We start from the raw sequence: 12,097 nt of genomic DNA on the forward strand, positions 1-12,097 counted from the left end.
TTATTATTTCTGTAAGTACTGCTTTACAATATCATCATACTTGGGTACCGAATGGTAATGCCATTTGTTAACCACCGTTCCGTTTTTGATCAGCAACACACCGGGATTTGAGCGCACCATCGATTTTAGTGGTACTCCATCAGCATAAAATATCTCACTGATGAGTTTATGTTCTTTGGCAAAAGCCTGCGCATCAGCAGCGGAGTTGGAGGTTAGCAGGATAGTGCGGATATTATAGTTTTGGGTAAGATTAATAGCCAAAGCGTTGAGGCGGTTGATGGCATCTTTATCCGTCTCACTCAAATCATAAGCTACGATAAACAGGCTATAAAAAGGACTCGACAATAATTCTTTGGTATAATCATTCCTTTGCGCATCCTGTATGGCCAGGTCACGGATCTTTGGCTCGTAACCTTTTTTAATCAGGCGGTTTTCGGGGTCGCCTACCACTTCCCAGTTGGCATCCTTCCAGATATTGGTTTTCAGGTAATCTTTATCGTTCATCACCTTGGTTTCGCCAGTTTTTTTGTTTTTGAGGTGATAGGTCAACTCAAATTCATCGCGGGGCGCACCGGGTGGGGTGCTCATCTCTTCGGGCAGGTTAGCGCCTATTTTGTATGGTAGAAAATCAACTATCGGCGAAAAATTATAGGTGTACACACCAAAGCCAACAGATGCCAGCGTTGCTACGATCAGCCATTTATCGCCAACTTTGGCAGCAAACAGCGGCTTGATCTCTTTGCGTTTAACAAACAAAATCAACACCAGGGCGAGCAACACCATATCCTTACTGAATGACTGCCATGGCGTAAGCGGAATAGCATCGCCAAAGCAGCCGCAGGTTTGCACCACTTTAAAAAATGCCGAATAAAAGGTGAGGAAGCCGAAAAAGATAATGAGTAACAATAATCCCCAGGTAATTTTAACCGCACGTACGCCAATAAGCAGGGCAAAACCCAATATCATTTCAAGCGCGCAAAGCACAATGGCCATTGTAAGCGCCAGTCCGTTGAGGAACGTAATATGAAATACCTCAAAATACTCAACCAGTTTATAGGAAAAGCCCAAAGGATCATTAGCCTTGATCAGACCCGAGAATATAAACAGCAAGCCCACCAATAACCGTGGGATCCATATTACGGCACTATTTGAAGATGTATTTTTCATGAGGCTTATTTACCCAGATGAATATTTAGTTTAATAAGCGCGAACACGGCGTAGTTCAGCATATCCTGGTAGTTGGCTTTTACACCCTCGGATGCCTCAGTGAGGCCTTTGTTATCCTCTATCTGCTTTACGCGGAGTAACTTCATCAATATCAGATCAGTCAACGAGCTGATACGCATATCGCGCCAAGCCTCGCCGTAATCGTGGTTTTTGGCAAACATCAGTTCTTTGGTTTCGTTCACCTTTTCATCAAATAACTGCTCTACATGGTCGGGCACGAGTTCGTTTGATACTTCAGGGCCGCATTCCAGCTGCATCATGGCAATTACGCAATAGTTTACAATACCGATGTATTCGCCAGTAATGTCATCACCTACTTTGGATACCTTTTTTTCTTCGAGGGTGCGAATGCGTTGGGCCTTGATAAAGATCTGGTCGGTGATGGATTGCGGGCGGAGGATGCGCCATGCGGTGCCGTAATCGCGGGTCTTTTTCATGAAAAGACCTTTACATATGTTTATTACGCCTTCGTATTCTGCAGCTGTGTTAGTCAAAGGATGATCTGTTTGATTGTAAAGATTAAATGTTGCAGGGTTTTGAAGCCCGCGCCTGTAAAGTTAGTTAACTTTGCCGTATTATAACTTTGCAACACTTAACTAACCGTGGCTAAAAATACATTTTTCGGTAAAAAAGTTACACTGAACGTAAGCGGCCGATTGATAGATCTGTCATCGCCAAAGGTAATGGGCATCATTAATACTACTCCCGATTCGTTTTACGCCAACAGTCGTAAAACGGGCGTTGACGAAGCTTTGCAACAAGCCGAAAAAATGCTTACCGATGGGGCCACTTTTTTGGATCTCGGCGCTTATTCGTCTCGTCCGGGAGCGGTGGATATCTCAGCGCAGGAAGAAACAGACCGCTTATTACCAATTGTTGAAGCTATTGCATCTTCATTTCCCGATGCGATTATATCGATAGATACTTTTCGAGCCAATGTTGCCGAAGCGGCTATTAAAGCGGGTGCACATATTATTAATGATATTGGTGGTGGTACGCTTGATGAGGAAATGTTCGCTACTGTTGCGCGCTTGCAGGTTCCTTATATTTTAATGCACATGAAGGGCACTCCTCAAACCATGAACCAACTGGCACAATACAATGATGTTTTTAATGAAGTATTTGATGATTTGGCCGCAAAATACCAGCAGCTTAAACGCCTTGGTGTATACGACGTAATCCTTGATCCTGGTTTTGGCTTCGCCAAAACTGCGGAGCATAGCTACGCTTTGTTGAACCGGATAGATGAGTTTAAAATGCTTGGTTTGCCAGTGCTTACGGGAATTTCGCGAAAAAGGATGATCTATGGATTATTGGGCAGTACTGCGATGGAGGCTTTGAACGGGACTACGGCTTTGAATACTATCGCTTTAATTAAGGGTACAAGTATTTTGCGGGTGCATGATGTGAAGGAGGCAGTGGAGACTGTTAAGATTTGGGAGGCGGCTGGCCGATGACCACGCCCTAAAATAATCCCACATCACCGCTTACTACCGCGGGTTTAGCGATAGCGTAACCCGTGGGAATAACAGGTTAAGTCTCTGACTTAACCCCAACAAATCAACATACCATCTGCCATGGACTTAGCGACAGCTTAACCTATGGCGCATGGCTCATCCAATCTGGTGTAGCTTTTTGTTACTTAAGTCAGAGACTTAAGTAATTTTACACCACGGGTTACGCTATCGCTAAACCCGCGGTACATTAGGAGGTTTTTCTTTCCTGGCTCTTAATTCTTGAAGTCTTGATTCTGAAATCCCACCAGCTCCATCATCTTCAATATCCCATCCACATACTCCCTGTCGTTAGCCAACCTCGGCACTTTATGCTGCCCGCCTAATTTCCCTTTCTCCCGCATCCAGTTAAAGAAAGTGCCATCCGGTGCGCGACGAACTATTGGCCTGCGCAAAGCCATATCTTTAAAACGCTTGGCATCATAATCAGAATTGATGCGGCGCAGGGTTTCATCCAGCAGATCAACAAAGCGCTCGAACTCGGCAGGGCGCTTCTCAAATTCAATGATCCATTCGTGGGCACCGCAATCATTGCCGTTAAAATAAACGGGAGCCGCGGTGTACTCCCTGATAACAGCTCCGGTTTGCTGACAGGCCTCATCCAAAGCGCGTTCGGCATTATCAATAATTACCTCCTCGCCAAAAGCATTAATAAAATGTTTGGTGCGACCGGTGATTTGGATCCTGAACGGATCCAAAGAAGAAAATTTAATGGTATCCCCTATCATATATCGCCACAAGCCGGCATTGGTTGATATGATAAGCGCGTAATTTTTATTCAGTTCTACCTCATCAAGGGTGAGGGTTTTAGGGTTTTCGTCGTGCAGGTGTTCTAAAGGTAAAAACTCGTAGAAAATACCGTAATCCAACATCAAAAGCATATCGCCCGGTTCTTTGGTATCCTGTATCCCGAAGAAACCTTCCGAAGCATTATAATTTTCGAGGTAATACATGTCCTCGTTCGGGATCAGCTTTTTAAACTGTTCTCGGTATGGAGTAAAGTTAACCGCACCATGAAAATACATCTCCAGGTTTGGCCACACTTCCAGCAGGTTATTTTTACCGGTTATCTCCAGGATGCGTTTAAACAGCACGAGGTTCCAGGTAGGTACACCGCTGATGCTGGTTACATTTACATCTTTGGTGGCATGGGCTATTTTCTCGATCTTTTCCTCAAAATTCTCCAGCAGGGCAATGTCAAGATGCGGTGTACGGTGAAACTCGGCCCACATGGGTAGGTTTTTCATGATCACTGCCGAGAGATCGCCAAAAGAAGTTTCCGCACTTAACTGACTTATCTGGTGACTTCCTCCCAACGTCAATATCTTACCCGTAAACATCCGGGCATTGGGCTGGTTATTAAAGTAGATGGTAAGCAGATCTTTACCACCTTTAAAATGACATTCCTCTAAAGCCTCCTCGCTTACCGGGATAAACTTGCTCCTATCATTGGTAGTCCCCGATGATTTGGCAAACCAACGGATCTCCGATGGCCAAAGCACGTTTTTCTCGCCCTTTAACATCCGCTCGATGTAAGGCTTCAGCGTATCGTAGTTCTGTATCGGCACCCGCTCTTTAAACTGGCTCAGGTTTTCGATGCTTTTGTAATGATATTTTTTACCCCACTCGGCGTTTTCGGCGACCGATACCAGTTGCTCAAACCATTCTTCCTGCACTTCATTCGGGTACTTCATGAAAAGCTCAATCTGGTGGATTCGCTTTTTCATGAACCAGGTAAACACGGAGTTAAAGAGGGTCATATATTGGTTTTACTGAGGAAAAACTTTTCTTTTAAGCACAAAGTTTGCCCCAAGATACACTTTCCTCACCATTTCGTTCTCAGCCAATACCTCAGGTACGCCCGATTCTAATATTTTACCCTCGAACAGCAGGTAGGCGCGATCGGTGATCGAAAGGGTTTCCTGCACGTTATGGTCGGTTATTAAGATGCCGATGTTGCGGGTACGCAGCTTTGCTACCATCGCCTGGATCTCTTCTACGGCAATTGGGTCAACCCCCGCGAATGGCTCATCCAGCAAGATAAAATTAGGCTCCGCAGCTAAAGCCCTCGCGATTTCGGTACGACGGCGTTCACCGCCCGATAGTAAGTCGCCACGGTTTCGGCGTACTTTGTGTAAGCTGAACTCGTCTATCAGTTCTTCCAGCTTGTCCTTCTGCTTATCCTTAGGCATGTTGCCCATTTCCAGCACTGCTTTGATATTATCCTCAACCGAAAGTTTGCGGAACACCGATGCTTCCTGTGCCAGGTAACCGATACCTTTTTGAGCACGGCGGTACATCGGGTCCTGGGTAATGTCCTGATCATCCAGGTGAATTACCCCTTCGTTTGGCTTGATCAACCCTACTATCATGTAAAAAGAAGTGGTTTTACCGGCTCCATTCGGGCCAAGCAAACCAACAATTTCACCTTGTGCTACGTCAAACGATACATCGTTTACAACGGTACGCTGCTTGTATTTCTTTACTAAATTATCTGCTCTTAGTATCATTTTTTTGTCTGAACCATGATTTATGGGATTCATGGATTACCCTGATATATCTTAATGCTGTAGAATCAACTCACCCCGACATCGCTGCGCTTGTCACCCCTCTCTACGCAAGCGTAAAGAGGGGATTTTTTATTTTCTTTTTACCCTCTTTATCCGAAGGATAGAGAGGGTGGTCCAGCGAAGCATAGACCGGGTGAGTCAATTATGCGCAATGCCTATCACACCTCGCAACCATGCCTTTTTAATTAATTTCTAATTACTAAAACGTATCCCTTTAACATTTAACTGTATAGTTCTTCTCTCCCTCCACACATTCTCTTCTATCGAGTAGCACATCTCAAACGGTACTCCCGACCGCAATTGCTCAATGTATTGCCCATGATTAAAGGCGATACAATCAAACGCCGCCGAGCCTTCCTGCATTACGCTCATTTTAATGTGTGAGCCGCCTACCAGGCCCGCGTTACCACTAACATACACATTTTTACTAATGAAAACAGGTGCCATATTTTCGGGTCCGAAGGGCGCGAACTGATTCAGGATCCTGAAAAATTTGGCTTCTATCTGGCTTAAACGTAATTCGGCGTCAATTTGTATTTGTTGGATCAATTGTTCGGGTTTTATGGTGGTGCTTACCACTTCTTCAAACCTATTGATGAAGGCTTCGAGGTTTTCGGGGTGCATAGTTAATCCCGCTGCATACTTGTGACCACCAAACTGGATCAGCAGGTCTTTACAATCGCAAAGCGCCTCGTACAGATCATAACCCAAAACCGAGCGCGCCGAACCTGCCACATGCCCGTTTGACCGGGTAAGTACAATGGTTGGGCGGTAATACTTTTCGGTGAGGCGCGAGGCTACAATGCCTATTACACCTTTATGCCAGTTCTCATTAAATAGCACTGTCGATTTTCGTGCTACCAACACCGCGTCATTGTCTATCATACTCAGCGCCTCATCAGTGATATTCACATCGTGGCCTTTGCGCTCGGTGTTATGCACGTTGATCAGGTCGCTCTGCTCTTTGGCTATGTCTTTGTCTTTGGCTATTAGCAAAGCTACAGCGTGCTTGGCATCATCAATTCTACCGGCGGCATTGATCCGCGGACCGAGCAGAAAAACAACATCCGATATGGTATATGGCCCTGTTCTTCCGGCTATTTCCATTAGCGCTTTCACACCGGTACATGGATCAGTATTTATTTTATTCAGCCCGAAGTGTGCCAGTACTCGGTTTTCGCCGGTGATGTGTACAATATCGCAAGAGATACTGATCACTACCAGATCGAGGTAGCAATTCACTTCCTCTTCCGGGATATCATTTTTTATAGAATAGGCCTGGATCAACTTAAAGCCGATACCGCAGCCCGAAAGTTCTTTATAAGGGTAATCGCAATCCTCACGTTTAGGATCAAGTACGGCTATAGCGTTAGGGATCGAAGCACCCGGCAAGTGGTGATCACAGATGATAAAATCTATTCCCTTTTCATTGGCATAATCAATTTTATCTACGGATTTAATGCCGCAATCCAGCGCGATGATCAGATTAACACCGGTTTCAGCTGCGTAATCAATACCTTGAGTAGATATGCCATACCCCTCTTTGTAACGATCGGGTATATAATAATCAATATCATCATACAGCTTTTTGAAAAAGCTATAGGTCAGCGCTACGGCAGTAGTACCATCCACATCGTAATCACCATAAATCATAATTTTTTCACCATTAGCTATCGCCTGCTCAATGCGGATGATAGCCTTTTCCATATCCTTCATCAAAAAAGGATCGTGCAGGTGCCTATGATCTGGCCTGAAAAAATAGCGGGCATCTTCAAATGTGGTGATACCGCGTTGCACCAACAGACTGCTTAAAACGGTATCGATATTGAGTTCGGCGGCTAATTTTATTACATCATCATGGTTTATATTATCTCTTAGCGCCCAACGTTTATTCATATCTTTGCAGCTTTAAACAGTAAATATACTATGCCCTGTTAAAGGGGCAAAGTTACATCCAAAATCTGACAGATAGTTTACTATGGAATTTTTTGCTTTAGGCGAGGGCTCTTATTCGGTTGATGCTACTAAAAAGTTTATCCCTTTCAACCCCGAAACCGATAACCCGAAAGATCGTCCCGCCTCGTTATTCATCCACGTTAACCCCTTTTTGATCAAAACTAAAACCGATCTGATCGTTTTAGATACCGGTTTGGGATTTAAGGATACGCGTGATGAACTGATGCTGCACCAAAATATCCGTAACGCGGGTTTTGATCCGGATGATGTAACGTTAGTGCTAATGTCGCACCTGCACTACGACCACTCAGGCGGCCTCGTTGTAGAACGCGGCGGCAAACTGGTACCGAGTTTCCCGGAGGCCGAACACGTGATCAATAAACAGGAATGGGAATTTGGCATCAGCGGCAAAGGCTCTTCATACCACGTTGAAATATTTGAAGCTTTACAGGCCAGTGCTAAAATCACTTTTATTGAAGGCAATGGCGAATTTAAACCAGGCATCAGGTACGAGCATTCGGGAGGTCACTGCCCGGCGCACCAGGTATTTTGGTTTGATTTGGAAGGCGAAAAAGTATTTTTTGGAGGAGACGAACTGCCTGAGCCGGAGCAACTACTCCGTAAATTTATTGCGAAATATGATATGGACGGTCGCCGTGCTATGATGCTGCGCGAAGAATATGGTAAAAAAGCCGCTTCCGAAGGTTGGAAATGCCTTTTTTACCATTCTAAATCATTTGCTATCGGTACTGTTGAAACAGAGGGCGATCACTTTAAAGTGAAACCGGTTTAAACTTCTTTAGCTACGTCAAAAAGTTCTTTTATTTTTTCAACATTAAGCGGTTTCGAGATAAAATCTTTTACCAACGGATATGAACGTGCCTTGTTAATATCGTTGCTAAATACTGATGAAGAAATAATATAAATTTTGCTTTTACCCAGCGGATCAAGGTTCAGGCGTTTATATTCATCTAAAAATTCCCATCCGTTCATGATGGGCATGTTGATATCCAGTAAAATATAATCAGGAAGTTTCTCGGGATCTTTTCGTTGGATATCAGAGAGCTGTTCAATCGCGTATTTTCCGTTTAAACAAGCCATGATCTCCGTATTCAATAAAGCCTTCTTTATCAACTTAATAGAGATAAAGTTATTGATCTCATCATCATCTACCAGTAATACACTTATGGCTTTGTTGTTAATTGTCATGTTTATAATTCTAAAGCGCGTATTCGTTATACGAGAGCACCGTTTAAAAAGTTATATTCGCTATAGTTGTAATATAGCTAAAATTTACTCTTGTACGTACATGCTTAAATAACCTTTTAAAGGGTATTTTATTTTAAACAGGAAAGTAAATAAAGTTTTGTGAACGCAAAATTTCACAAAAAAACTAACAGTTGATACGGGCAGTTTAAAAACTATAGTCGTGCTCAACCTTGCAGATGCGCACCTTGTAACTTTCGTACCATTTTTCGCGGCCCTGCTGCTGGGCAAATAAATGACGGGCGTTTGCTTTCCAGTTTTTTATCGCTTCTACTGATGCCCAGTAGGATACCGTGATCCCAACTTCATTCCTGGCCGATTCAACACCTAAAAAGCCTTCCTGTTGCCGGGCAAGTTTGTCCATCTCATCGGCCATATCGCCATAGCCTTCATCACCCGGTGTACGTACCGATGTAAATATTACAGCATAATACGGAGGTGCCGGCGTTTGCGCTACAAGTGTTTCTGAATTTTTGCCAAAGGGCGATGTTTTTGAATTGTGATTAGGATTATCTGAACTCATCATAAAACTAATATAAAATAAAAAACCCTCCCGGTTTAAGGGGAGGGTTGGTTAAAGCTTATTCTATCACGCTTTCTTCAAACTCATACTCTTCTAACGGAGGGCATGAGCAGATCAGCGTTCTATCGCCGTAAGTATCATTTACCCTACCCACTGATGGCCAGAATTTATTGGCGGCAACATAAGGCAGCGGGAAAGCTGCTTTTTGGCGGGTATAGCTATGCTCCCACTCATTACCGGTAATTACGGTTACAGTGTGAGGTGCATTTTTTAATGGGTTATCTGTTTTATCAAATACGCCGTCCATTACATCAGCAATTTCATGGCGGATAGCGATCATCGCGTCGCAGAAACGGTCAAGTTCATGCTTAGGCTCTGATTCGGTCGGTTCAACCATTACGGTACCTGCAACCGGGAATGATACGGTTGGCGCGTGGAAACCATAATCCATTAAACGTTTGGCTATATCAGTAACCTCGATACCTGCAGGTTTAAACGAGCGGCAATCCAAGATCATTTCGTGAGCGCAACGGTTGTTGGCGCCAGTGTATAATACCGGGTAATGATCCTGCAACCTTGCTTTGATGTAGTTAGCGTTCAGGATAGCGTAACGGGTTGCGTTAGTTAATCCTTCGGCACCCATCATCGCGATGTAAGCATGAGAGATGATCAGGATTGAAGCCGACCCCCAAGGCGCAGCCGAAACCGCGTGGATAGATTTGCCCCTATCGATATCTACCACAGCATGACCAGGCAAGTAAGGAACCAGGTGTTTAGCAACACCAATTGGACCCATACCAGGGCCACCGCCACCGTGAGGGATACAGAATGTTTTATGTAAATTCAAGTGGCAAACATCGGCACCGATATTAGCCGGACTGGTTAAACCTACCTGCGCGTTCATGTTGGCACCATCCATATAAACCTGGCCGCCATTTTCATGAATGATCTCGCAGATCTCGATGATGCTTTCTTCAAACACACCGTGGGTTGATGGGTAAGTAACCATCAAGCACGAAAGCTCATTTTTATATTGCTCGGCTTTGGCGCGCATATCGGCAACATCAATGTTACCGTTATCGTCGCACTTAACCACAACTATCTTCATACCGGCCATAGCTGCTGATGCAGGGTTGGTACCGTGTGCTGATGAAGGGATCAAAGCGATATTACGGTGAGCATCGCCCCTATCCAAATGATAAGCACGGATCACCATTAAGCCTGCGTACTCGCCTTGAGCACCAGCGTTTGGCTGTAAGCTCATTGCCGCGAAACCGGTGATCTCGCTTAACCAGTTATTGATCTCGTCAAACAGTTGCATATAACCGCCAACCTGGTCGGTTGGGGCAAATGGGTGGATTTTGCTGAACTCGGCCCAGGTAACTGGTACCATCTCGGTAGTGGCGTTCAGTTTCATGGTACATGAACCCAAAGCGATCATCGAGTGACAAAGTGAAAGGTCTTTTGCTTCTAACGATTTGATGTAACGCAGCATTTCATGTTCAGACCTGTGGGTATTGAACAAACTGTGCGTTAAGTAAGCCGAGGTACGTTGTAATTCGGCAGGAATAACGGTTTCTATATCAGCGTTAAGTCCGTCAAAGTCAACATCGTTAATCGTTTTACCTTTTACCTTGGCAAAAAAGCGAACGATGGTTTTAATATCCTCAACCGAAGTAGTTTCGTCAATGCTGATAGTAACTACCGAACCTTCGTAATTCAGGTTCATTTCGTTATTCAACGCTTCAGAATGGATAGGACCAGCTAACTGTCCTACATCAAACTTAACGGTATCAAAATAAGCTTCGTTCAATTGCTCGTAACCTAACTGACCTAAAGTTTTAGCAGTTAATACGGCTAAACCGTGAATCCTCTCGGCAATTAGCTTAATGCCATCCGGACCATGATATACGGCATACATACCAGCCATAATAGCCAATAATGCCTGCGCGGTACAGATATTTGAAGTTGCTTTATCCCTGCGGATGTGCTGCTCGCGGGTTTGCAAAGCCATACGCAAAGCGTAGTTACCGGCACTATCAATAGTTACACCGATAATACGACCAGGAATAGAACGTTTGTATTCTTCTTTAGTAGCAAAGAAAGCAGCGTGCGGGCCACCGAAGCCCATTGGTACGCCAAAACGTTGTGATGAACCTACCACAATGTCGGCACCCCACTCGCCCGGAGGCGTTAACAGGGCAAGGCTCATGATATCGGCAACAACGGTTAGTTTGATACCTTTTTCGTGACCTTTAGCAGCAAAATCGGCATAGTTGTAAACCGAGCCATCGCCGGCTGGATATTGTACAATGGCACCAAACATATCGTCGGTTAATTCAACGGTACGGTGGTCGCCTATTCTTAGCTCGATGCCATAAGGCTCGGAGCGGGTTTTTAAAATGTCAATAGTTTGCGGGAACACATCTTCAGATACGAAGAATACATTGGCGCTGTTATTTTTACGCAGACTGTACTGCATAAACATAGCCTCAGCAGCAGCGGTACCCTCATCAAGCAACGACGCGTTGGCAATTTCCATACCTGTCAAATCAATGATCATGGTTTGGAAATTTAACAAAGCCTGCAAACGGCCCTGAGCAATCTCGGCCTGGTAAGGGGTGTATTGGGTGTACCATCCGGGATTTTCAAGTATATTACGTTGAATAACACCCGGAACGATCACATCATAGTAACCTTTACCGATAAATGATTTGAAAACTTTGTTTTTTGAAGCGGTTTGCTTTAAGGTGTTTAAATAATCAAACTCACTTTTAGCGGCGGGCAGGTTAAGTGGTTTGGTAAGCCTGATCTTTTCGGGCACTGTTTGCCCTATCAGTTCATCGAGTGAATTTACACCGATGGTTTTCAACATTTTGGCCTTATCGGCCTCACTCGGAGCAATGTGTCTCGACTGAAACTGCTCCTGGTAGGTTGTGCTCAACTTCATGAAATAGTCGTCCCTCTTAAATTTAGCGCAAAGGTACACTTTTACAACATGAGTAACAATTGGGTAATATGATATTGACAGTGTATTTACA

Annotated in this window: 10 protein-coding genes; 2 read left to right on the forward strand and 8 right to left on the reverse strand. The window is 44.4% G+C overall.

Annotated features, from left to right (window positions below):
* Positions 1 to 3 precede the first annotated feature (3 nt).
* Together AAFN85_RS09320 and AAFN85_RS09325 are read right to left on the reverse strand one after the other, a co-directional pair.
* Positions 4 to 1,167, reverse strand: a complete 1,164-nt coding sequence (locus AAFN85_RS09320; RefSeq protein WP_347526895.1) for a BT_3928 family protein — start codon at positions 1,165 to 1,167, stop codon at positions 4 to 6.
* A 5-nt stretch (positions 1,168 to 1,172) separates the two neighbouring features.
* A complete protein-coding gene (locus AAFN85_RS09325) occupies positions 1,173 to 1,664 on the reverse strand; it encodes a DUF1599 domain-containing protein (protein ID WP_347526896.1) in 492 nt (163 codons plus the stop codon).
* Positions 1,665 to 1,829: 165 nt separating this feature from the next.
* Here AAFN85_RS09325 and folP point away from each other — a divergent pair, with 165 nt between their 5' ends.
* On the forward strand, positions 1,830 to 2,684 hold the full coding sequence (gene folP, locus AAFN85_RS09330; protein WP_347526897.1) for a dihydropteroate synthase: 855 nt from the start codon (positions 1,830 to 1,832) through the stop codon (positions 2,682 to 2,684).
* A gap of 272 nt (positions 2,685 to 2,956) precedes the next feature.
* On the opposite strand, the gene AAFN85_RS09335 is transcribed toward folP, so the two are convergent.
* The 3 genes from AAFN85_RS09335 to recJ form a co-directional block, all read right to left on the reverse strand.
* On the reverse strand, positions 2,957 to 4,501 hold the full coding sequence (locus AAFN85_RS09335; protein ID WP_347526899.1) for a GH3 auxin-responsive promoter family protein: 1,545 nt from the start codon (positions 4,499 to 4,501) through the stop codon (positions 2,957 to 2,959).
* 9 nt (positions 4,502 to 4,510) lie between these two features.
* On the reverse strand, positions 4,511 to 5,251 hold the full coding sequence (gene lptB / locus AAFN85_RS09340) for an LPS export ABC transporter ATP-binding protein (protein WP_347526900.1): 741 nt from the start codon (positions 5,249 to 5,251) through the stop codon (positions 4,511 to 4,513).
* A gap of 252 nt (positions 5,252 to 5,503) precedes the next feature.
* Positions 5,504 to 7,207 (reverse strand): single-stranded-DNA-specific exonuclease RecJ, encoded by a 1,704-nt coding sequence (recJ, locus tag AAFN85_RS09345; protein WP_347526901.1) that lies wholly within the window; start codon positions 7,205 to 7,207, stop codon positions 5,504 to 5,506.
* An 82-nt stretch (positions 7,208 to 7,289) separates the two neighbouring features.
* Between recJ and AAFN85_RS09350 the strand changes: the two genes are divergently transcribed.
* Entirely contained in the window at positions 7,290 to 8,060 is a 771-nt protein-coding gene (locus AAFN85_RS09350; protein ID WP_347526902.1) for an MBL fold metallo-hydrolase, read from the forward strand.
* Here AAFN85_RS09350 and AAFN85_RS09355 read toward each other — a convergent pair.
* The 3 genes from AAFN85_RS09355 to gcvP all read right to left on the reverse strand — a co-directional run bounded on the left by AAFN85_RS09355 (position 8,057) and on the right by gcvP (position 12,006).
* Complete coding sequence (locus AAFN85_RS09355) at positions 8,057 to 8,476, reverse strand: response regulator (RefSeq protein WP_119407438.1); 420 nt, start codon at positions 8,474 to 8,476, stop codon at positions 8,057 to 8,059. The genes AAFN85_RS09350 and AAFN85_RS09355 overlap by 4 nt on opposite strands.
* A 205-nt stretch (positions 8,477 to 8,681) precedes the next feature.
* Positions 8,682 to 9,059 carry an antibiotic biosynthesis monooxygenase gene (locus AAFN85_RS09360; RefSeq protein WP_347526903.1) on the reverse strand — a complete coding sequence of 126 codons (378 nt, stop codon included), beginning with the start codon at positions 9,057 to 9,059 and terminating at the stop codon, positions 8,682 to 8,684.
* Between the two features lie 55 nt (positions 9,060 to 9,114).
* Complete coding sequence (gcvP, locus tag AAFN85_RS09365; protein ID WP_347526904.1) at positions 9,115 to 12,006, reverse strand: aminomethyl-transferring glycine dehydrogenase; 2,892 nt, start codon at positions 12,004 to 12,006, stop codon at positions 9,115 to 9,117.
* Positions 12,007 to 12,097: the final 91 nt, after the last annotated feature.

The organism is Mucilaginibacter sp. CAU 1740 (genome assembly GCF_039839285.1).
Lineage (GTDB): Bacteria > Bacteroidota > Bacteroidia > Sphingobacteriales > Sphingobacteriaceae > Mucilaginibacter.